General features: G+C 60.2%; 20 protein-coding genes and 1 pseudogene. 5 read left to right on the top strand and 16 right to left on the bottom strand.

Features of this window, described 5'->3' with window-relative positions; all coding sequences use genetic code 11:
• Positions 1 to 129: 129 nt before the first annotated feature.
• From gpt to JL39_RS03110, 13 genes are all read right to left on the bottom strand, one after another.
• The gene (gpt, locus tag JL39_RS03045; RefSeq protein WP_037146180.1) at positions 130 to 627 is read right to left on the bottom strand and encodes a xanthine phosphoribosyltransferase; all 498 of its coding nucleotides are present in this window, start codon (positions 625 to 627) and stop codon (positions 130 to 132) included.
• Between the two features lie 606 nt (positions 628 to 1,233).
• Positions 1,234 to 2,688 (bottom strand): NADP-dependent succinate-semialdehyde dehydrogenase, encoded by a 1,455-nt coding sequence (gene gabD / locus JL39_RS03055; RefSeq protein WP_037146183.1) that lies wholly within the window; start codon positions 2,686 to 2,688, stop codon positions 1,234 to 1,236.
• Between the two features lie 47 nt (positions 2,689 to 2,735).
• A complete protein-coding gene (locus JL39_RS03060) occupies positions 2,736 to 4,343 on the bottom strand; it encodes a GMC family oxidoreductase N-terminal domain-containing protein (protein WP_037146184.1) in 1,608 nt (535 codons plus the stop codon).
• On the bottom strand, positions 4,343 to 5,767 hold the full coding sequence (locus JL39_RS03065) for an FAD-binding oxidoreductase (protein ID WP_052182626.1): 1,425 nt from the start codon (positions 5,765 to 5,767) through the stop codon (positions 4,343 to 4,345). Before JL39_RS03065 ends, JL39_RS03060 begins: the two co-directional genes overlap by 1 nt.
• On the bottom strand, positions 5,764 to 6,609 hold the full coding sequence (locus tag JL39_RS03070; protein WP_052182627.1) for a shikimate dehydrogenase: 846 nt from the start codon (positions 6,607 to 6,609) through the stop codon (positions 5,764 to 5,766). Before JL39_RS03070 ends, JL39_RS03065 begins: the two co-directional genes overlap by 4 nt.
• Before the next feature lie 52 nt (positions 6,610 to 6,661).
• Positions 6,662 to 7,471 (bottom strand): 3-oxoacyl-ACP reductase FabG, encoded by an 810-nt coding sequence (fabG, locus tag JL39_RS03075; RefSeq protein WP_037146187.1) that lies wholly within the window; start codon positions 7,469 to 7,471, stop codon positions 6,662 to 6,664.
• 1 nt (position 7,472) lies between these two features.
• Positions 7,473 to 8,177 carry an ABC transporter ATP-binding protein gene (locus tag JL39_RS03080; protein ID WP_037146189.1) on the bottom strand — a complete coding sequence of 235 codons (705 nt, stop codon included), beginning with the start codon at positions 8,175 to 8,177 and terminating at the stop codon, positions 7,473 to 7,475.
• A complete protein-coding gene (locus JL39_RS03085) occupies positions 8,164 to 9,921 on the bottom strand; it encodes a branched-chain amino acid ABC transporter ATP-binding protein/permease (RefSeq protein ID WP_200883910.1) in 1,758 nt (585 codons plus the stop codon). The genes JL39_RS03080 and JL39_RS03085 overlap by 14 nt, the downstream gene beginning before the upstream one ends.
• 50 nt (positions 9,922 to 9,971) lie before the next feature.
• Positions 9,972 to 10,859, bottom strand: a complete 888-nt coding sequence (locus JL39_RS03090; protein ID WP_037146193.1) for a branched-chain amino acid ABC transporter permease — start codon at positions 10,857 to 10,859, stop codon at positions 9,972 to 9,974.
• Between the two features lie 58 nt (positions 10,860 to 10,917).
• The gene (locus tag JL39_RS03095) at positions 10,918 to 12,120 is read right to left on the bottom strand and encodes an ABC transporter substrate-binding protein (RefSeq protein ID WP_037146195.1); all 1,203 of its coding nucleotides are present in this window, start codon (positions 12,118 to 12,120) and stop codon (positions 10,918 to 10,920) included.
• Between the two features lie 43 nt (positions 12,121 to 12,163).
• Positions 12,164 to 13,903: an acetolactate synthase catalytic subunit gene (locus tag JL39_RS03100; protein ID WP_037146293.1), complete on the bottom strand. Its 1,740-nt coding sequence runs from the start codon at positions 13,901 to 13,903 to the stop codon at positions 12,164 to 12,166.
• Between the two features lie 2 nt (positions 13,904 to 13,905).
• Positions 13,906 to 14,934, bottom strand: coding sequence for an NAD(P)H-quinone oxidoreductase (locus JL39_RS03105; RefSeq protein ID WP_037146197.1), 1,029 nt, complete (start codon positions 14,932 to 14,934; stop codon positions 13,906 to 13,908).
• On the bottom strand, positions 14,931 to 15,974 hold the full coding sequence (locus tag JL39_RS03110; protein WP_037146198.1) for an alcohol dehydrogenase catalytic domain-containing protein: 1,044 nt from the start codon (positions 15,972 to 15,974) through the stop codon (positions 14,931 to 14,933). Before JL39_RS03110 ends, JL39_RS03105 begins: the two co-directional genes overlap by 4 nt.
• Positions 15,975 to 16,117: 143 nt before the next feature.
• Between JL39_RS03110 and JL39_RS03115 the strand changes: the two genes are divergently transcribed.
• Positions 16,118 to 16,819, top strand: coding sequence for a GntR family transcriptional regulator (locus JL39_RS03115; protein WP_227702616.1), 702 nt, complete (start codon positions 16,118 to 16,120; stop codon positions 16,817 to 16,819).
• Between the two features lie 175 nt (positions 16,820 to 16,994).
• Positions 16,995 to 17,123, top strand: a pseudogene (locus JL39_RS32375) (type II toxin-antitoxin system VapC family toxin); the annotation flags it as partial.
• Between the two features lie 245 nt (positions 17,124 to 17,368).
• Here JL39_RS32375 and JL39_RS03120 read toward each other — a convergent pair.
• A complete protein-coding gene (locus JL39_RS03120) occupies positions 17,369 to 17,776 on the bottom strand; it encodes an OsmC family protein (RefSeq protein ID WP_037146295.1) in 408 nt (135 codons plus the stop codon).
• Positions 17,777 to 17,783: 7 nt separating this feature from the next.
• Positions 17,784 to 17,948, bottom strand: coding sequence for a thioredoxin family protein (locus tag JL39_RS03125; protein WP_244446829.1), 165 nt, complete (start codon positions 17,946 to 17,948; stop codon positions 17,784 to 17,786).
• 246 nt (positions 17,949 to 18,194) lie between these two features.
• Between JL39_RS03125 and JL39_RS03130 the strand changes: the two genes are divergently transcribed.
• From JL39_RS03130 to JL39_RS03140, 3 genes are read left to right on the top strand one after another with little or no spacing between them, the layout of a single operon-like run.
• Positions 18,195 to 19,442, top strand: a complete 1,248-nt coding sequence (locus JL39_RS03130) for an efflux RND transporter periplasmic adaptor subunit (RefSeq protein ID WP_052182629.1) — start codon at positions 18,195 to 18,197, stop codon at positions 19,440 to 19,442.
• Positions 19,439 to 20,584, top strand: a complete 1,146-nt coding sequence (locus JL39_RS03135) for an ABC transporter permease (RefSeq protein WP_037146201.1) — start codon at positions 19,439 to 19,441, stop codon at positions 20,582 to 20,584. The genes JL39_RS03130 and JL39_RS03135 overlap by 4 nt, the downstream gene beginning before the upstream one ends.
• Before the next feature lie 4 nt (positions 20,585 to 20,588).
• Positions 20,589 to 21,320, top strand: coding sequence for an ABC transporter ATP-binding protein (locus JL39_RS03140; protein WP_037146203.1), 732 nt, complete (start codon positions 20,589 to 20,591; stop codon positions 21,318 to 21,320).
• A 150-nt stretch (positions 21,321 to 21,470) separates the two neighbouring features.
• Here the strand turns inward: JL39_RS03140 and JL39_RS31435 are convergent, their stop codons facing one another.
• Complete coding sequence (locus JL39_RS31435) at positions 21,471 to 21,839, bottom strand: hypothetical protein (RefSeq protein WP_152601025.1); 369 nt, start codon at positions 21,837 to 21,839, stop codon at positions 21,471 to 21,473.
• Between the last annotated feature and the right edge of the window lie 10 nt (positions 21,840 to 21,849).

Below are 21,849 nucleotides of genomic sequence, written 5' to 3' on the forward strand. Positions count from 1 at the left end.
TAAAATCGGAGCCAGTGGAATCCACAGATTCACAAAAGCCGCCCGACGCTCTAGGAATAGAAGAGCCCGCGCGGCCTGCGGCAGGGCGGGTTCTCGACAGGGCGTTAGAACTCGGGCAGGCGGGGAGAATCAGCCTTTGGCGCCTTTGGCGATCGGCTCCTGATAGGTGAAGCCCATGTCCCAGGGAAAATAGATCCAGGTGTCCTGGCTGACCTCGGTCACGAACGTATCGACAGTCGGAACGCCCTTGGGCTTGGCGTAGACGCAGGCGAAGTGCGCCTTGGGCAACATGGCGCGCACTTCGGAAGCCGTCTTGCCCGTATCGGTCAGGTCGTCGACGACGAGCACGCCGACGCCTTCGTTTTTTGTGAGCTCGGGAGTGATTCCCTTGAGCAGGGCCATTTCGCCCTGGTTGACGTAGTCGTGGTAGGAGGCGACGCAGACGGTCTCGATCAGGCGGATGTTGAGTTCGCGCGAGATGATCGCCGCCGGCACGAGGCCGCCGCGGGTGATGCAGACGATGGCGCGGAACTCCTGGTTAAGACCGGCGAGCCGCCAGGCAAGCGCCCGGGCGTCGCGGTGGAATTGATCCCAGGAGACGGGGAATGCTTTTTCAGGAAGAGACATGGTTCAGCCAATCAGCGAGAGCTTTCGTTGGCTCTCGCTAATAGCGGCAATCCCGGCTTCCTGGCAAGCCGGCGATTCGCGGCTGTGGATTGCAAAATGGCCGATGGGAACGGTGCAGGTGACGAGTGCCGCACACGCGACGGCTTCCGGCCTTGGAACGAGCCCGCTCGCGCGAAAGGGGTGCGGGTTTTGAGGCTTGTGCCTTGCTAACGGCACCGGTGAGGCTTTGGATCATGGATTGGAAGTCGTCATTGTTCGCCCACCAGGCCTGATAGCGCCGCGTGCTCTTCGGTCGGCTGAATTCGACCGCGTTTTGATTTCGACAGCCTCGTCGTCTTGCAGCAAAAGGGGATGTGCTGCCTCAAGGCAGGACGCGATCCGGCCCATGCGGTTCCGACGGCAATTATCTCCGCTCTTGCAACGGTTTTCTAATAGGAAAGACTTGGGCTTGCTGCCTCCAGGCGCTCGGCCCTTTCTTGGCGCCTTCAGATCAAAGAGCCGCCATAAGCTGTCATTTCCACCCCTCGTATATTACCGGAGGCGTGCAAAGCTGACCGGGTCGTCTTCAGGCAGTAAAGGGGCCGCTATCACGGGGAGCAGCCAACCTCATGCTATACCGCCGAGGCAGACGTATTTTAGCTCCAGGAATTCCTCGATTCCGTAGCGCGACCCTTCGCGTCCGAGGCCGGAGAGCTTGACGCCTCCGAACGGGGCTTCGGCGGTTGAGATCAGGCCTGTGTTCACACCGACCATGCCATACTCGAGAGCTTCTGCGACCCGGAATACCCGTGCCATGTCCTTTGCGAAGAAATACGATGCTAGACCAAATTCAGTATCATTGGCCTGTCGAATGACGTCTGCCTCGTCCCGGAAGCGGAACAGCGGGGCGACCGGTCCGAAAGTTTCCTCCCGCGCGACCGCCATATCCGCCGTGACATCTGCAAGCACTGTGGGCTCGTAGAAAGCCTTCCCGAGTGGAAGCCGCTTGCCTCCAGTGATGGTGCGGGCCCCCTTGTTCAGGGCATCCGCCACATGTTCTTCGACCTTCTCCAGTGCCGCCTGGTCGATCAGCGGCCCGAGGATGACACCTTCGTCAAAGCCGTTACCCGTGACGAGCTTACCGACCGCGCCAGCCAGCTTGTCCGCGAACGCGTCATAGACGCCGTCCTGTACGTATAGGCGGTTCGCGCAGACACAGGTCTGTCCGTTGTTACGGAACTTTGCGATGATTGCGCCTTCGACCGCCGCATCGAGATCAGCGTCGTCAAAGACGATAAAGGGTGCGTTCCCGCCGAGTTCGAGGCCGAGCTTCTTGATGGTCGGCGCCGACTGCTTGTAGAGTTCTGCGCCCACTTCGGTCGAGCCGGTGAAGGTCAGCTTTCGCACGACCGGATTTTGGGTCATCTCGCCACCGATCTCGCGTGCAGAGCCCGTCACGACGCTGAACAGCCCCTTGGGCAGCCCGGCCCGTTCGCCGAGAATGGCGATAGCAATGGCTGAAAACGGTGTCTGCGACGCCGGCTTCAGCACCATGGCGCAGCCAGCCGCGAACGCGGGACCGGCCTTGCGCGTGATCATGGCGTTCGGGAAGTTCCACGGTGTGATTGCCGCGACGACACCGATAGGCTGCTTCATCACCATGATCCGCTTGTCGGGCTGGTGTCCTGGAATGAGGTCGCCATAGACACGCCGAGCTTCTTCCCCAAACCACTCTATGAAGCTTGCGCCGTATGCGATCTCTCCCATGGCCTCGGCGAGCGGCTTGCCTTGCTCGAGCGTCAGGATCTTTCCGAGATCCTCCTTGTTCTCCATCATCAGTTCGTACCATCTGCGCAGGGTGCCGGCGCGCTCCTTGGCGGTGCGGGCGGCCCAGTCCTTTTGAGCGGTGCGGGCGGCTTCAATCGCTGCTCGGGTGTCCGACGCCCCAAGCTTCGGCACATGACCTATGATCTCTCCGGTTGCCGGATTGTCGACGGCAATGCGCCTGTTCGCATCCGCCTCGACCCAGTCTCCGCCCACGAGAGCGGCTTCACGGAAGAGAGATTGATCCTTGAGTTTCATGGTTTGATTCCTGTTGTCCAAAGCGGGCGCTTGCCGCAACCTGGTCCTTAACTTGCATCCTGAAGGATCAAGTCTGCAGCCTTTTCTGCGATCATGAAAACGGCGGCCTGCGTATTCCCTGAGACCATGGTCGGCATTATCGAGGCATCGGCGATGCGAAGGCCGTCGACACCGCGAACCTTGAGACTAGGGTCGGTGACTGCGTTTTCATCCGTTCCCATCCGACAGGTGCCGCAGATATGGTAGATAGTTTGGCCGTCACGTCTTGCGAAGTTCAGCCAGTCTTCGTCCGTTCTGCAATCCAAACCGGGGCTCATTTCTTTGTCGCGGAAACCGTCCATGGGAGCCTCTTCGACAATCTTTCGCGCGATCTTCATTCCATCGACGATCGTCCGGCGATCCTCATCCGTTGCCAGGAAGTTAGGGCGGATGGCTGGTGCCGCAAAGGGGTCTGGAGATTTGGAATGAATGGTTCCGCGGGACTCCGGCCGAAGCTGGGTGACGCCGATGGTCATGCCAGGCAGCCGGTCAAGCTTACGCTCGGCTGCATTGGCGTAACTCGCATGCATGAAGAAATACTGGACATCTGGCCCCTCAAGGCCGGGGCGGGTGCGGACGAAACCGTGAACGAGACCGGTTCCGAGTGTCAGGATTCCACTGCGCATCGCGAAGTAGCGCGTCACCGCCAGCCCGAGCCTAATGCCACGTGTCTGCTCATTGAGCGTGACCGGCCGCTTAACGCGCCAATTCATGCGGGTACAAAAGTGGTCGATGTAGTTGGCGCCGACTCCTGGTAGGGCGTGTTGGACTTCGATCCCCAGCGGCTGCAAGACCCGTGGATCGCCAATACCAGACAACTCCATCAATTGCGGCGTCTGAGCAGCGCCGGCGGTAAGGATGACTTCCCGGCGTGCGTGGATTTCAATGGAGCGGCTGCCCGATTGTATTACGACTCCTGTCGCGCGACTGTTCTCGAGAAGGATGCGGGTCACGTGGGCGTCGGTTCGGACGTCCAGATTGTGCCTGGCCAGCGCTGGCTGAAGATAAGCGGCGGCCGCACTGACCCGACGGCCACGCCGCTGGTTCACCTGGTAGTAGCCGAAGCCATCCTGACTCTGTCCATTGTAGTCGACGTTACGCTCAAAGCCCGCACTCCTCGCTCCGGCAATGAAGGCTTCGGCAATGAGAGGGCGTTCCTTGACCTGCGTGACCGGCAATGGACCGCCTCGGGCACGCAGCGAAGAGGCAGGACCGTCATAGTCTTCAAGTTTCCGGAAATAGGGGAGCACCTCCTGAAAGCTCCAGCCCCGGCAGCCCTGTTGCGCCCAACCGTCATAGTCCTGCGGCTGGCCCCGCACATAGATCATGCCGTTGATCAATGTGGAGCCGCCAAGCCCTTTGCCACGCGGAACGGAGATGATGCGGTTGCCGGTCGCTTCCTCAGGTTCGGTCTGAAAGCGCCAGTTGAAGGCCGGGTTGGTGAGGAGCTTGCTGAAGCCGGCAGGGATCTCCACCCAAAAGCTTCGGGCGGCCTTGCCGGCCTCCAGCATCAGGACCGTGTGCTTTCCTGACTCTGTCAAACGATTTGCGAGCACGCAACCAGCCGTGCCACCACCCACGATGATGTAGTCGAACGAGTCGGGGGCATGCTGCATCAAATCGTTTCTCCGATCGCTTTGGAGTGGGAGAGTTTGGAAGGAAGGATCTTGCCGGGATTCAACAGACCGTCTGGGTCAAGCGCCGTCTTCAACGTGGAAGCGAGACGCAGGTCGGCGTCCGGGGCGACACGCAGCCATTCATCGACGCGGTACTGTCCTAATCCATGTTCTGCGGAGATCGAGCCGCCGTGCTTGACCACGACATCGTGCACCACCCGATTGATCGCCTGTTGGTCGTGATCGGGTTCCAAGAGGACATTGTAATGGAGATTGCCATCGCCCAGGTGGCCGAAGAGGTTTAGGCCGGCGCCGGGAGCCACGGTTTCCAATGCAGCCTCGGCATCAGCCAGAAAGGCTCCCATGCGCGTGAGCGGTACGGAAATGTCGTGCTTCAGGCTCGAACCCCGCCGTGCTTCCGCCTCCGTGACGTGCTCCCGCAAAGCCCAGATCTGGCGCGCCTGCATGTCCGATTCCGCGACAACCCCATCAACTACCCATCCGATTTCGAAGCCAGCGGCAAGCACCGCCTCGGCTGCATCCCGTAGACCGGATAAACTGGACGTCGCTTCGAGCAGGATGAACCACTCACCTGCCGCTATCGGGCTCTTTAACTGGGCGTAGCGCTCGATGAGATCGATCGATTGCGCCGAGATCAGCTCGAATGCCGAGAGCGCCTCGCCGATGTCCTGTTGAGTGAGTTCAAAAAGCGAAATCGCCGCGTCAAGGTTGGTGACGCTGAGGAGTGTCGTGACCGAGTGGCGGGGCACAGTGACGAGCCGCATGACTGCGGCGGTGACGATGCCGAGAGTTCCCTCCGAGCCGATGAACCATTGTTTCCAGTCATAGCCGGCATTATCCTTGCGCAGATGACGCAAGCCGCTTGCCACGCTACCATCGGCGAGAACGACTTCAAGTCCAAGAGTAAGGTCGCGTGTCATCCCATAGCGCAGGACGTTGAGCCCACCGGCATTCGTGGCGATCACCCCGCCGATGGTGGCCGAGCCCTCAGCCGCTATGGCAATTGGCAGCATGCGACCTACTTCCGAAGCGTTTTCGCGCACGGTCTGGAGGATCGCACCCGCTTCTACTTCTATCGTCATGCCGACCGGATCGAGAGAGCGGATTGCTCGCATGCGATTCAGAGACAAGACAACCTGGCCTGCGCTACTGTCAGGAATGGCCCCTGCGGCAAGGCCGGAGTTGCCGCCCTGAGGCACGATGGTGAAGCCGAGCTCACGGCAATGCCGGACAACTCCGGCGACTTCTGATGTTGAGGCGGGCCGTACCACACAAGCCGGCACACCCGTGGAGCTTCGCTTCCAATCCGTTGCGTAAGGCGCGACATCTTCGTTTGAAGTCAGGACGTAGCGCCCGCCCACGACGTCAGCAAGCGCCGAGAGAAGTTGGCTTCGGTCCGTCATGCCAGCGCGCCCATATGCTGCGCCATCAGCACGATCTGCGATTCCAGCATCGGCTTGCCAGGGAATATCCGGCACCCCTTGGCCTCTGCCGCCTTGAGCAGCGGGGTCATGGCGGGTTCCATGATGGCATCCGCGACAAGCTGGTCCCGGCGCAGCCTTGACAAATCGAGTGGCGGCTCGTCGTTCAAACGCATACCGAGGGAGGTGCCGTTGACGACGAGATCGTGGTTCGCGATGCGATCAGCATCCGTGTCGACCGTGAGTGCCGGATAGGCCGCTCTGAGACGCTCGGTGAGGCCCTTGGCACGTTCTATCGTTCGGTTGGCCACTGTGATGTGAACCACCCCCGCCTCGGCAAGCGCGAAGGCGATTGCGCTGGAGGCACCACCCGCGCCCGCCAGGTAGACGCTCATCCCCGCAGGATCCGCATTTGCAACGCGCAAGGCCTCGACAAAGCCAATGCCGTCGAGCATGGCGCCGACCATGCGGCCGTCCGCCTCACGGCGAACGCAGTTCACCGCCCCAATATTGCGCGCGGCACCCGTGACCTCGTCGCACAGCGCCAGCATGTCCGTCTTGTGCGGCACGGTGGCGATGAAGCCGCCGAAGTTCTCCATGCGCCGAAGGCCATCAACGAGCGTCTTCAAACCATCGGGCTTGACGTGGAAAGGGACGAGCACCCCATCGACGCCGCGTGATGTCAACAGGGCGTTCATCACCTCTGGCGTTTTCACATGGTAGATCGGGTCGGCGAGGATGCCGTAGATGCGGGTGCGTCCGGTGACGGGTGGCAGGAAGCCCCGGTGGAGCGCTTGGCCTTCGCCAACGATCGGAGAGTTCATGAGAAGGTCCTGTCCGTTGTCTTGAGCGACACGTGTCCATTGGCCTGCGCATTCAGGTCATGTAGAGGCCACCGGCTACGTCGATAGTCTGCCCGGTGACGAAGCTTGCTTCCGGCGAGGTGAGGTAGAGGGCGAGATCGGCCACTTCCTCGGGAGCGCCCAATCGTCCCATTGGCGTCATCCGAACCTGTTCGTCGTTGACCTCGCCCGCAACCGCGCGAACCATAGGCGTCTCGATCCTCCCAGGCGCGATGGCATTGACCCGCACTCCGAATGGCCCGAGTTCTGCGGCCAGATGCTTCGTAAAGCCGATCAGTGCCGATTTGGTCGCAGCATAGTGGCAGGCGACGATGGGCGAGTATGTTTTGCCCGCGACCGACGACATGTTGACGATCCAGCCGGCTTTCATGTCCCGCATGCTGGGGGAGAGCGCGCGGATGGTGTTGAAGCAGCCGGAGAGGTTGACCGCAACAACCCGGTTCCATTCGTCGGGCTCCATCTCCCAGATCTTGTGCGCAACTCCGTCATGTTTCGGAGAAATTCCGGCATTGTTCACCACTGTGTCGAAGGGGCCGCCAATCTGGCTTGCTGCTTGGGCAAGCGTCTTCTCGACCGAGGGGTAATCGGAGACATCAAGCACCAGTGGAACCGCTGCCCCCTTGCGATTGCCACGGATCGATCGCACCGTCTCGTTGATGTCGGCTTCGTTCATGTCGGCGACGCCGACGGTTGCGCCACGGGCCGCAAAGCGTTGGGCAATAGCGCGCCCGATACCGCGTCCGGCCCCCGTTACCAAGACCCGACGTCCTGCGTGGCTTGGTCTGGTGGCGATTTCTTCCGGATTGATTTCCCGATTCGACATTTCAGATTCCCAGATATGCTTGACGGACGTGATCGTTGTGGAGGAGTGCGTCGGACGTGTCGGCCAGAACGATTTCGCCGTTCTCGAGGACGTAGCCACGGTCGGCTGCTTTCAGCGTATGGAAGACGTTCTGCTCGACGATCAAGACGGTTGCTCCCGTCTTCACGATCGTCTCAATGACTTCGAAAACCTGTGCGACGATGATAGGCGCCAGGCCGAGCGATGGTTCATCGAACATCAGAAGTTTCGGCCGCGCCATCATGCCCCGAGCGATCGCGACCATCTGCTGTTCGCCGCCCGACAGTGAACCAGCCTTTTGGGCAAGACGCTCGCGCACTCGCGGAAAGAGCGACAGGACCTCCTCCAAGGCCGTGTCCTTATGCTGTCGGGCGGCCTTTCGATAGGCGCCCATCAGCAGGTTCTCCTGGACCGTCATGTCCGGGAAGAGCTGCCGCCCCTCCGGGATCAGGGTGATACCGCGATCCACCGTGTCATGCGAGGAGAGCCGCGTGACGTCCTCACCTTCGAACGTGATCTTTCCCGCCGCCGGACGGATAAGCCCAGCGATGGTGCGCAAAGTAGTCGTCTTGCCGGCGCCATTGGCGCCGACGATTGTTACGACTTCTCCGGCCTCAACCGTCAGTGAAATATCGTGCAGGATCGTTGTCGGGCCGTAGCCGGCGTGGACGTTCTCAAGCCTGAGCATCGATGAATTCCTTTCCGAGATAAGCTTCGACGACCAGGGGATCCTTGACCACCTCGCGGGGTTCTCCGTGGGCAATGATCTTGCCGGAGTTGAGAACGATGACACGATCGGAGAGAGACATGACGGCCTGCATGACGTGTTCGATCGCGACGATGCTGACGCCGCTGTCGCGGATAGATTTCATCAGATCGATTGCCCGGCGTACGTCCGTCTGATTGATTCCGGCCATGACCTCGTCGAGTAGGAGGATCCGTGGCTTCATGGCCATGACGCGCGCCACTTCCAGCCGCTTCAGGCCACCAATGGTCAGGCCGCGTGCCTCCGCATTAAGCCATGGTGCCAGCCCCATCCGCTCTGCCGTTTCGCGCGCAACCTCACGGGCCTCCTCAACGTCCGAATAGCGATGGAATGCGCCGACCATGATGTTTTCTTCAACGGTCATCGCGGCGAAGGGCTGAACGATTTGGAACGTGCGCCCCACGCCGATCGCAGCGAAATCGCCAGGCGTGATCGGACTTTGCCAACCGCCGTCGGGCGACCGAACGGTGACCGAGCCACTGTCCGCCTTCAAGAAGCCGGAGATCATGTTGAAGACCGTGGTCTTGCCGGCGCCATTGGGACCGATGAGCCCGAGGATTTCGCCCTCTCGGAGGGTGAAGCTCACATCATTGGTGACATGAAGGCCGCCGAACCGCTTCTGCAGATGTTCTACACGCATGATGTCGGAACCGATCGGTGCCCGTTCTGCTGGGGTTGCCGCGGCCGGGCTGGCAGCAACGGTGCCGGCAGACACTCCGCGCTCCCGCTTCTGCTTCATGAAGCGGGAGACTGGGCCCATCAGGCCGTTCGGCATGAACAGAACGACCAGCATCAGAACGACGCCATAGACGAAGCCGTGAAGACCGAGTGCATGCGCCCCAAGCCAGCCGCGCGCAAGCTCGCTGATCGGTACGAGAAGGACGGCGCCGAGGAGGGGGCCAAATACTGTACCCAAACCGCCGATCAGAGCAAACATGGCAATCTGGATCGACGTTTGCAGAGAGAACATCGCAGCCGGCTCGATGAAGGTCAGATACATCGCATGGAATGTGCCGAGAAAGGCGGTGAGGGCGGCGGATACCGCCACGGCTGCGAGCCGGACCCTTATTGTACCGACACCAGCGGCAAGCGCCGCCGATTCCCTTTCGCGTGTTGCGACAAGGTAGAAGCCCATGCGGTTTGAGCGAATCCACCAGGCGACCGCCAGTGTCAGGAGGAGCATACCGAATGCGATCAGCAACTGCGGGAGGCGGTCACGGAAGACCATCCATTCCCAGCCGATCTGCAGCGGGATCATCAGCCCGGTGGCGCCGCCGGTCAAGTCACGCCAATGAAGGGCGAGAACTCGGAACACTTCCAAGAACGCAATAGTAGCAAGAGCGAAGAACGGACCATGTAGGCGGAAGCAGGGGTAGCTGATGACCACCGCGGCCACCACAGCAATCGAGGCTCCCGCAAACATGCCAATCCAGGGACTGATCCCCATGTTCATGAGGATGACGCCAGTGTAGGCGCCGATCCCGTAGAAAATGGCATGGCCGAGCGAAAGCTGGCCGGCAAAGCCGCCCACTATGTTCCACGCCGTCGACAAGGCTGCAAAGATGCAGATCGTGATGAAGATATGGTAGACGAACTGATCGCCAACCATGAAGGGGATTACGATCAGCGACGCCAGGATCGCCGCGAGAGGAAGCGCTTTCAGCATCCGGCCATTCGAGAGTGCCTGAGACTGAGCGGAAGTGGCGGAGATATCTGTCATGGCGACACGTGCGAAAGGTTGAGACGCGAGCTGAACAGGCCCGACGGCTTCAGGATGAGGATCAGGAGGAATACGCTGAAGACGGCGACCTCACGAAGGTCGGAGCCGATATAAAAGCCGGCGAAGCTGTCGATCAGGCCGATGATCATCGAACCTGCGAAGGCCCCGCCGATCGAGCCAAGCCCCCCAAGCACCACGACGACAAACGCGGTCAAGACGAAGTATGTGCCGATGCCCGACGACGTGGGATAAAGAGGAGCGATGAGGACCGAGGCGACCCCGACACAGGCGGCGCCGACGCCGAACGTCAGGATATAGATCCAGTTGACGTTGATGCCCATCAATTGGGCGGCAGCGCGGTTCTGAGCCACGGCGCGGATGGCGCGGCCCGTTTGTGTGCGGGAAAGGAAGAGCTGGAGAGCCAAGACGATTGCAACGGAAGCAATCAGGATTGCGAGTTGCCCTGACAGCAGGCGTACGGGTCCAAGCTGCAAGGGCGTGCGGAGCCCACTTGCGGGCGTGCTGGCAATGTCGGCACCGAAGATCAGTAGGGCCATGTTGATTAGCGCTGTGGAAAGGCCGACGGTCGCGAAGATCTGAATGTGATCGTCATCCGCAGACATGAGCGGCTGAATCAAAAACCGCTGCGTCAGGGCACCCAGGACGAAGAGGGCTGGCGCGACGAGGATGACGGTAGCAAAGGGATGAATCCCCATCCAGGTCGTCAGCACGTATGTCAGATACATGCCCACCATGAGAAATTCCCCATGAGCGAAATTGACGACTTTGACGATGCCGAAGATCAAGGTCAGCCCCACAGCGACGATCGCAAACAGGCTACCGAGCATGATCCCGTTGGTGAGAACTTGCAAAAACGTGTTCATCGGGCCTCCCCAGGACAGAAGGGTGCCGGGCGGTGGCCGCCCGGCACGGTCAGAAGGCTCACTCGCCTAGTTTCATAGGCGTGATGGCGGCTGAGTCCGGGAAGACGGTGACAAGTTTGCCATCCTGCCACTGCATTCCCATCATCTCGGCGCGTTCGTTTTGGTTGTCTTCACCGAACTTGAAGCCATAACCGGTTGCTGTGACGCCGGCTTTGATGTCGATGGACTTGACGGCCTCTACGATCGTGTCCGGCTCGAAGTCGGACGCTTTGCCGAGAGCTTCCAGGACGACCTTGGCACCGACATAGTTGTTCAGCGAGTGCCCGGAACGAGGCGCCGAGCCATATTTCTTCTGATAAGCTTCGACAAACTCTTCTAGGCCCGGAGTATAACTAGTGTTGACGCTGTATTGGGTGAAGTCGACGTCCAATACGCCTTCGATTACCTCATGCCCGACCGCGTCCGCAGTGGGCTGCATGGAATAACCGCCGCCGCCGCCGATGATGGCGGATGGCTTATAACCCGCCTCGTTTGCCTGCTGCAGGAAAAGCACCGAGTCATTCTGATACGAGGTCTGTAGGACGATATCGACCTCACGGTTCTTCAGATCGAGAACAAGCGACGACATGTCAACCGTGGCGGCTGGGTATGCCTGCGTGTTGACGATGTTGAGGCCGGCTTCCTTGGCATAAGCGTTCTGCCGTTCAGCAACGGATGTTCCGTAGCTGGAATCCTCGTGGATAATTCCGATCTTCAGGTCAGCCGGCCCTTTGCCGATACCGGGGCCGACTTTTTCAACGACCATCTGGATGATCATCTTGGCCATGTCGTCGGCGGTCGGGTTGGTGCGATAGAGGTACTTGAGACCGCGGCCGGTGACTTCTTCGGCCACGGCGCCGAGCTCAAAATATGGAATGCCTGCCAGTTCCGTCACCTGGCTGGCAGCGATCGAGCGAGCCGAGGAATAGGTGCCGAAGATTGCCTTTACGCCCTCCAGTGAAGTAAGGCGTCGTGCTTCACCAATGGCCTGATTGTTATCTACCGCATCGCCCCGCACCAACGTGATCTGCTCGCCCTGGATGCCTCCCGCGGCGTTGATCTCCTCTACAGCCAGCTCAAGGCCGCGAGCGCTCTCTTCACCCAGCAGGGCAAGCTGCCCGCTGAAAGGATAAAGCGCGCCAAACTTGACCTCGGCATTTGCCGCGGAGGCAGTAAAAGCCAGAGAGATAGCTGTGGTCTTCAGTAGGTACGACAGTTTCATTGTTTCCTCCCGTGAAAACGTCGTTGCTGATGGGGCTGATGTGTCAGTAATTCAGGGCGTCCTTGCCTTCGAAGCTGGTGATAGGCGGATAGGCCCGCTGATCGGTGATGACGTCCAGCACCGTCGTCCGGCCGCTCGCCAGTGCGTCCTTCAGCGCAGGCAGGAAGTCTGCTGGGCTTTCGATACGGACGCCGTCGCAGCCGACTGCGCGTGCGATCGCAGCGTGATCGACGGCTTCGAAGTCACACACATCGGTGAAGCCGCCGAAGAGGCTGAGCTCTGCGTGTTTTTGGTAGCCGAGAATCTGGTTGTTGAGCACGACCACAACGATGGGCAGCTTCATGCGTCGCGCGGTTTCCAGCTCTGACCAGACATGCCCGAAGCCTCCATCGCCCGTGAGGCAGATGACGTGCGCATCCGGACGCGCCGTCTTCGCGCCGATAGCGTAGGGCAATCCCCAACCAAGGCCGGCGATGCCGCGCGGCGTGAGGAAGCGTTGACCTGATTTTTGTGCAGTCAGGAAGTTCGCGATCCAGATGGACGAATAGCTCGCGTCGGCTACGGTGATAGTCTCGGGTGTTAGGACGGTGTCGATGTCTGCAAGGATGCGTTCCGGCCTCAGCGGGGAGGCGTCCATGTTGACCAGGCGTTTCATGTCATCCTTGTGGGCTGCCCGACCACTGGCGATTGTCGCTTCGAGTGTCGGGCGTCTAGATGTGATCGCCGAGAGATCCCGCTTCTTCAATTCGGCTTCCAGGGCTGAAAGAGTGAGCTTGGCGTCACCGACCAGCCTGAAGGCCTCGTAATTTCGGCCAACCTCGCTGCTTTCGATGTCGATATGGATGTAGGTGGCGTTCTTTGGATAAAGGGACCAGCTGTCGGTCCCATTCTGGTTCGTCCGGTTGCCGACAAGGATCACTAGATCGGCTTCTGTGACCAGCGAGCGCAGGTGTGACGAACGGCTCCGAGGGGCCATGAAATAGCCCACGACACCGACGGAAAGCGGATGAGATTCCGCCACCGAGCCTTTCCCCATGACCGTGGTAGCAACTGGAAGACCGAGCGCTTGCACGGCTTCCAATTGCGCCCACGCCTGGGAGGAATGAACTCCGCCACCAGCAATGACGATCGGCGTTTTGGCGGCGGCGATCATGTCGGCTGCAGCCGAGACCCTCTCCGGATCAGCAACCGTTCGGTCGAGTGGGAATGTGCCAAGCGAGGCGGAACGTTGCGGCGTCGCAGGGACGAGATCAGGCCGCTCGTCCAGCACATCGAGCGGCACCAGCAGGACCGCAGGACCGGCGCGACCGCTTGCGGCCGCTGTGAACGCCATGTCAACATAATCGTCGATCCGCTGTGGATCGGCGACGCGACGAACCCATTTGGCGACGCCGCTGAACAAGGCAAAATGGTCGAGCTCCTGAAACGCGTTCTTGTCGGTGAAGCGCCGCGAAACATCCTGGACGATCGCCACCATGGGAATCGATGCCTTCAAGGCTTCAGCGAGGCCAGGAACGAGTAGCGTGGCCGCAGGGCCGTTCTGGGCGGTGACAACTGCAACTTTCCCGGATGTCCGCGCATAAGCGTCTGCCATGGCGGCGCCGGCGTTCTCGGTACGATAGCCAATCTGGCGGATGCCATAGTCCGGAGCCGCAAGAAACAATGCGGAGGGAATGCTCTGCCCGAAGATCTCCTTTACGCCATGACGTTTCAGGGCAGCCGCCAGAAGATGGGCCCCTGTCATGTTGCTGCCCGTAGACTGGACCGGATGATTGGCGACCATGTTCATGCCCTTGCTCCCTTGTGTGCCTTGCCTTCGCCGTTCTGCATGGAAAGAACGATCTTCCCGATGTGAGTGCCCGCATCCATGCGGCCATGTGCTTCCTGCACGTCTTCGAGGGGGAAGACGGAATCGATCAGCGGCTTCACCTTGCCTGCCTCGATGAGCGGCAGGACCCTTTCGCGCAGTGTGTCCGCGAGCTTTGCTTTCATCTCGATCGGCCGAGCGCGAAGGGTGGATCCGGTGAGGGTGACGCGCTTCATCAGCAGGGGCGTGAAGTCGACCTCAGCCTTTGCTCCACCCAGGAAAGCGATTTGCGCGATCCGGCCGTCGACGGCGATTGCTTCCAGATTTCGGGCGATGTAGTCGCCGCCGACCATGTCGAGGATCACGTCGGGGCCACGCCCATCGGTGAGCGCTTTGCATTCCGTCACGAAGTCCTCGCCGCGATAGTTGATGGCGGCGTCAGCGCCGAGATCGAGGCACGCCTTGCATTTCTCGTGCGAACCCGCCGTAGCGATCACGCGTGACCCGAGAGCCTTGGCGAGTGAAATCGCCGTTGTCCCGATCCCCGAGGTGCCGCCATGGATCAGGATGGTCTCACCCGGAGCCAGCCGGGCCCGTTCGAAGACATTGCTCCAAACCGTAAAGAACGTTTCGGGAAAGGCGGCGGCCTCTATAAACTCGAGGCAGTCGGGGATCGGGAGTGTGGCGCCCTCCTGAACGATGGCCCAGTCGGCATAGGCGCCGCTGTGAACGAGCGCCATCACCCGGTCTCCTTGCTTGAACCGCTGGACATTCGGGCCGACGGCTTCCACCGTTCCGGCAAGCTCGAGTCCCAGAACGTCGGATGCTCCCGGAGGCGGAGGATAGTTGCCCTGCCGCTGCATGACGTCGGGCCTATTGATGCCGGCCGCACGAACCCGCACCAGCATTTCTCCGTCGCCCGGAACGGGGCAGGGGCGATTGATCAGTTCCAGCACTTCCGGTCCGCCCGGCTGTTTGGCAATCACAGCTTGCATAGTGGAGGTCATTCCTGTTCTCCGTCAGGGATTAGGAGGACCTTGACGGCCTCCCGGCTGCGAGCGAGCTCGAACCCTTCGGCCGCCTTTGAAAGCGGGCACCGATGCGTCGCCATGGCCGATAGAACCTGTGCATGATCAGCCAGGAGGGAGATTGCCTCCGACAATGCCTCATTTGTCGTGTCATGGGCCGCGCGGAGCTGCTTCTTCTCGCGTACGAAGCGTGTCAGATCGAGTTCCAGCGGCCGAGAATGGATGCCCGCTACGACGAAGATGCCGCTCGAGCGAAGGACGGCGAGCCCCTCTGCGACAGAGGTGGAGATGCCGGTTGCCTCCAGAACTCGATCCACAGGCCGACCGAAATGTTGCTCGACAGCTTCACGCAGCGTTTCCCGTGCAAGGTCTACCGTTGCCGCGACACCAAGGTCCCGCGCATGTTTCAAGCGCACATCGTCGTTGAAACCAGCGACTAGGACTTCGGCGCCTCGTTTCGATGCAACGAAAGCCATACCCAGCCCGATGGGGCCCGGGCCCAGGACGACAACCTGGTCACCGGCCGAGATGTCGGCGGTGTTGACCGCATGTACGGCAACGGCGAGCGGTTCGGCCAATGCAGCTACGTCCAATGGAAGATCGGTCGGCACCACCCGACAGTTGATTGCGGGAACTGTCACGCGACCAGCAAAGCCGCCGTTGACATGAAAGCCGATGATACGGCGATCGCTGCAATCCTGAGGGCGCCCGGCTGAGCAGGCATGGCACTTTTCACAGGCGATCGTTGGCCAGCAGACAACTCGGTCGCCTACCTGGATGTCTTGCACGCCCTCTCCGACAGCCTCCACGATACCAGAGAACTCGTGGCCCAGTGTTAGGGGCAAAAATCTCTGCATGAACTCGTAGCCGGATGTCCACTCATAGGCATGAATGTCGCTGCCACAGATGCCGGCTGCCGCGACTTCGATGGTCGCCATGCCGGCTGCTGGCAAAGTCGGCTCAGGAACTGTAACGATATCGGCACCGAAAGCCGGCGCCGTCTTACGAAAGGCAAGCAAATGTCACTCCTCCCATTGCACCCGCTTTGGACCTCCTCGTCCAGGTTCATCAGCAAATTTGGCTTCGCCTAACCGTCAGTGGGTGCTATATGTAATTTGTTATAACACTTTTTCGCAAAGGATCTCGGGTGTCAAGAAGGCTGGTGCAAAATTATGAGCAGGGCGGCGATGGTGAGGATTGGGCGCGTCCGATCGTTAAAGAAAACCTCAGCGAGCGGGCCTACTCCGACCTTAAGAATGCGCTCATGCACGGCAAGCTGAAGCCAGGGGAACGTTTGAGATTGCGGCCGATGTCTGCCCGCTTCGGGATAAGCGCCACACCGATGCGCGAAGCCCTGCTGCGCCTTGTGAGCGAAAAGACGCTAACCTTGGACGCACGAGGCACCGTCGTCGTTCCGACCCTGAGCCTTGATGAACTTGTGGAAATCCGCAGTATCCGTGTCGATCTGGAGGGAAGGGCGGCCGCCGCGGCAGCGGAATCCGCGACGAAAGAAGAGATCGATGCTTTGGAGGCAATCCACGCCGAAATATCGGAGTGTCATCGCCTCCAGCAGTTCGAGCGGGCGATCGTTCTTAATACCGAGTTCCATCTCGGCCTCTGCCGCTCAGGAAGAATGCCGATTACCTACGATATTGTGGAAGGTTTGTGGATGCGCTGCGGCCCGATCTTGTCACACCTTTATGACGGCGGATTGCCTGATTGGGAACCACATCCGCACAAGAAAATCATAGCAGCTTTGAGGGCAGGGGATGCAGCAGCGGCACAGGACGCGATTAAAGAGGACATCGTCCGTGGAGGACACGGGCTTCTTGCCCATGTGAGGTCGGCGGACACGACGGATTGATCGAAGCGGAACAACGTCTTGGCAGGCGGCGGGAGGTCGCTACCCAGACTGAAAAATTTCGGCAGAACGAGGTTGCAGTATCGTGTTCGAAGGCGGCGCAAACCGAAGAAGTTGCTGACGCCTCTGTGGCCCCAGCCAATCTTGTGGCGAGCTGAAAAGGTCTGCGCGCCGCCGGAAGGGCAGACATAAATCTGGATTGAATTTGGGCGACTGCTTTGCCTATGCTCTCGCCAGGGATTTCGATGAGCCGTTGCTATTTAAGGGCAACGACTTCACCGAGACGGACATCCGTTCGGCTGCATGACATTGCCACCTTGGCATGATGGGAGCTGCGTGCTGATTGGTGCTTTGGCACCCCGGAAGCGGCTCCGCTTTCAGCTCGTTCGAGTCATTGACAACAAGAATTTTCTTTTGGGAGTGGGTCCCCAGCCGTCTTTTTATAGAGCTCCAGGCATCGCCGGGCTTTGGAGGACGTCACATGATTTTTAAACGCGAAATCGCGCCAAGCATCTGCGAAGACGTCACTTTTCTGGTGGGGAATGGTAGCTATCAAACAGAGGAAACAGGTCCAAAATGGCTTGCTTGGGGAACCTGGATTCTCACGTAAGTTTCAAGAGATCGCTTACCGAACTTGCGAACATTGGTGTACAGCAGATCGAGGCGACGATCCTCCTCGTCGGTATCGACGATGATTTCATAGTCGATGGAGATCATCTTCGGCGGGCCGTCCTGTCGGACGCCGTGGAGCTTGACTTCGACGCCACGCAAATCGAACTTCAGCATCGGCGTCACCCGTTCAACGCCCTTGATCATGCAGGCTGCGAGGAAGAGTTCGGCCGGGTTGAAGGCGTCCAAGCGGCCGCTCACGTCGGTGTCGAGCGTAATTTCCGCTTGTTTCGTGGTGGTGAGGCTTCGGTTTGCGTCGATGCGGCGTGCTTCTATAGAACATTCCAGCATCATGCCCTCAGCCACGTCTTGAGGGCGTCTTCCTTCTGCGGTCCGTATGGACAATCTTGCCGTCTGTGACGATGCCAGGCTCCGAGGCGATGCCGAACTTCGCGATCTCGGCATGGTCAATCGCCTTCTCGACCTTAACGTTGACGCCGAATTTGACTGCGGTGTCCTTCATCATCGCCTCCGTGGCCTCGCAGCACTAGCAACCGGACCCGAGCACCTTCACGTCCTTCATCATACGGGTTGCTTGTGTGTCGCAGTGAAACGGCATGTTGAACAGGAGGCCGACGGCATATGCGCCCCTCCGCACACTTGCCAATCAAACAGAAGCCGCAGTTTGATCGAGATCATTGCGAATGCCGCGGCCAGGGCGCAGCAAAGATAGCATGAGCTGTCTCCACCCCCACCGCAGGGAACGTATATGCTTGAAGTTCCAAAGCCGATCATGAAGGAGAACCCTTCAGTCATCGAAAAGGCACAGGACCAAGCCATCGGAAGGACACGGCGACGATCGGCTCGTGTTTACGCGTTCGTTGTCGTGCTGGCCGTAGCCATTGGCGCAGGTTTCGGCGCATGGGCGATGCTCCTGCGCCCGATCGAGGTTCAGGTTGCGAGCACCGAGCAAGACGTGCCCGTGCAGGTCTTCGGTCTCGGGACGGTCGAGGCGCGGGTGACTTCAAGGATTGGCTTCAAGGTGTCTGGCGTAGTGATCGACTTGCGCGCCGATGTCGGAGATCGCGTTGCCAAGGGCGCGGTTCTCGCCCGCCTTGACGACCGCGAGCAGAATGCACAGGTTGCCCGCGCGGCCGCGCTCGTCGCACAGGCTGATGCCAACCTTCAAAGGGCAACGGCAAGTCTCGAAAAGGCTCGTGTGAACCACGCGAATGCCAAGAGCATCAACGAGCGCCGGCAATCGCTGCTAAAGGGCAATACCACCTCGCTTGAAGCGGCGCAGACAGCACAAGCGGCACAGGACGCAGCCTTGGCCGATGTGAATCTGGCGCAAAGCGATCTCCTGGTGGCCAAGGCCAATATTGGCGACGCCAAGGCGCAACAGCAACTGCAATCAACCATACTGGACTTTTACGCCCTCACGGCGCCCTACGATGCCATGGTGACCACGCGCCTCAAGGAACTCGGCTCCGCGCTCGGCGCGGGTGAGTCGGTGTTCACGCTGATCGACCCAGAGACCGTGTGGGCGCTCGCTTACGTCGACGAGAGCAAGGCCGGCGAGATCACCGTCGGCGAGCCCGCTGAGATCGTGCTGCGATCTCAGCCTGGCAGGCGTATCGCCGGCCACGTCGCGCGTATCCAGCCGGAAAGCGACCGGGTCAACGAGGAGCGGCGGGTCGAGATCACGTTCGATACGCAGCCCGACGAGTTGTATCTCGGTGAACAGGCTGAGGCTCACATCACGACCGTCCGCCTTCCGCAGGCGCTATTGGTCCCGGAAACGGCCATCGCCGGGCTCGGCGGCAATCACGGGACCGTATGGACCATCGAGGACGGATACCTGGAGCAGCGCAACGTGACACTCGGGCACCGGCTGCTCGACGGGCGTTTTGAGGTCACCGGTGGTGTCCCGGAGCACGCCCTCGTTCTCAAGATGTTGCGCAGCGGGCTGCGCGTCGGCCGTGCAGCAAAGGTCGCCGAAGGGGCAAGTCGATGAACTTGGCCTACCGGGACATTAAACACAATCTCCTGCGTTTCGTCCTGACCAACTTCGGATTGAGCCTGCTATTGGGTATCGTCATCATGATGACCGGCGTTTATGGCGGCCTGATCGATGACGCATTGCGTCAGGCCCGCGCGGCCAATGCGGATCTCTGGGTGGTCGAGGCCGGGACCAATGGGCCGTTCGCTGAATCGTCGCGCATTCCGGGCGACACCAGGGAACTGGTGAGCCGGGTCTACGGTGTGCAGCGCGCCGGGTCTGTCACATATCAATCGGTCCAGACTGAGCTGAACGGTGCACCGCACCGCCTGTTTCTCATCGGCTTCGAGCCAGGCAGGCCCGGCGGACCGCGCCAGCTCTCGGCTGGCCGCGACATCTTGCGCGGCCACTATGAAATGATCGTCGACCGTTCCGCCGGTCTTGAGCTGGGCCAAGAAGTCATGCTGGGGACCCGTGATCACAAATTCTCCGTTGTCGGACTGATGCGCAACGAAGTCACTTCTTCCGGCGATCCCGTCGCCTACGTTACTCTGCGTGACGCACAAGCGCTCCAGTTCGAATTGGCACCTCCGGCTTCGCGGCGCGAGCAGGCGCGCGGGGGATCCATGGAGACCAACGACCAGATCAACGCTGTCATAGCCAAGGTGTCACCCTATGTTCCGGTCGCCGAGACAGCGGCGGCGCTCTCGCGGTGGAAGCACCTGACGGCTCTCACGCAGGTCCAGCAGGAGACTTTGCTGAGCAAGTTCGTGATCGAAAAGGCGCGTAAGCAGCAGCTTCTGATCATGGTTCTGCTGATCATCGTGTCGGCCGTCATCATCGCGCTGATCATTTATACGATGACTATGGACAAGGTGCGCTCGATCGCCACACTCAAATTTGTCGGAGCGCCTGATCGCACCATCGTCGGCCTTATCGTTCAGCAATCCCTTTCGTTGGGAATCACCGGCTACGTCGCCGGGCTCGCGCTTGTCTTTATTTTCAGGCCCTTTTTTCCGCGGCGGCTGGTATTCGATCCAGAGAGCGTTATGGCCGTGTTCGCGATCACGATCGTGGTCTGCCTTGCCGCGAGCACCCTGGGCATCCGGCTCGCGCTCAAGGTGGACCCGGCGGAAGCACTCTCGGCGGCAGGGTAAGATCATGACCGAACCAGGCAGACAAGCGGTCGTAAGGGTCGAACATCTCTCCAAGCATTTCGGCGCAGGGAGTGCGCGGGTCGACGCGCTGATCGATATCAACATCGAGGTCCCTTCCGGCCAGGTTGTCGGTCTCATGGGGCCGAGCGGTTCGGGCAAGACCACGCTGCTCAACTGCATGGCCTGCATTCTGGAGCCAAGCGGCGGCCAGCTCACGCTCGACGGCGAAGCCGTCTATGATGACCATTGGCTCAAGGCAGACCTGCGCCGGCTGCGGCTCGACAAGATCGGCTTCATTTTCCAGTATCCCAATCTGCTGCCGTTCCTCGACGCCACCGACAATGTCGCCGTGGTGCTTCACCTTGCGGGACTAGGCGCCGCGGCAGCCCATAAGCATGCTGTTGAATTGCTTGATTATCTTGAGGTCGGCCATCGCAAGCACGCAATGCCCGCGCAACTGTCCGGCGGTGAAGCCCAACGGGTGGCCATTGCTCGCGCGCTCGCCAATCGGCCGCGCATCATCCTCGCCGACGAACCGACCGCGCCGCTTGATTCCGCCCGCGCCCGCATCGTGATGGATTTGTTACGGCGGATCGCGATCGACCAGAGCGCGGCTATTATCGTCGTCACGCACGACGAGATGATCCTCGACCGCTTCGACCATATTTACCGGCTGCGCGACGGTCGCCTGGAAACCGACGAGCTTTCGCGCGCTCCAGTGGGAGCTGACCACTGATGTTCGTTTTGTCGCTGCCGTGACCCGGCGGATTCGCCGCTTTTTGCCGCTTCCCCGTGGAAATCCGCAGCGGCAAGACGTTTCGGAACTGGGACCATCCTCGCGCAGACGCAGATCGATACGTCCCTACTGGATGTGCTTCGGATATTCTCAAGCTGCAATGCGGTGTGTGGAAAACCCTCTTGATACGGAGTTGAGAACCGCCGCGGCAATGGTTGCGGCCTGCGCAATGGGCTCAAGCTCACGGGCAGATCGGCCAGAGCGGGCCTTGAGCGTCGGCCACCGCGCCACCGATGAAATCATTCCTGTTGCCGCAGAAGATGGGATTTTCCCTTCCTCAGACCAGCCGGCTTTGTGAAGGCGCTCTTCTATTTGCATTTCCAGGGCGGCAAAACGATGATCGAGCGATAGGGCGCAGCCGGCCTCGCCTGGCGAGGTGAAGCGCAGATAATTGCCGTGTCCATTGCGTCTCGCCGCCGCTCTGAATAGGTTTCGAAAGACAGGATTCAGGCGAGCCAATCGGGCAATT

The sequence above is a fragment of the Rhizobium sp. YS-1r genome, from assembly GCF_000757525.1.
Classification (GTDB): Bacteria; Pseudomonadota; Alphaproteobacteria; order Rhizobiales; family Rhizobiaceae; genus Neorhizobium; species Neorhizobium petrolearium.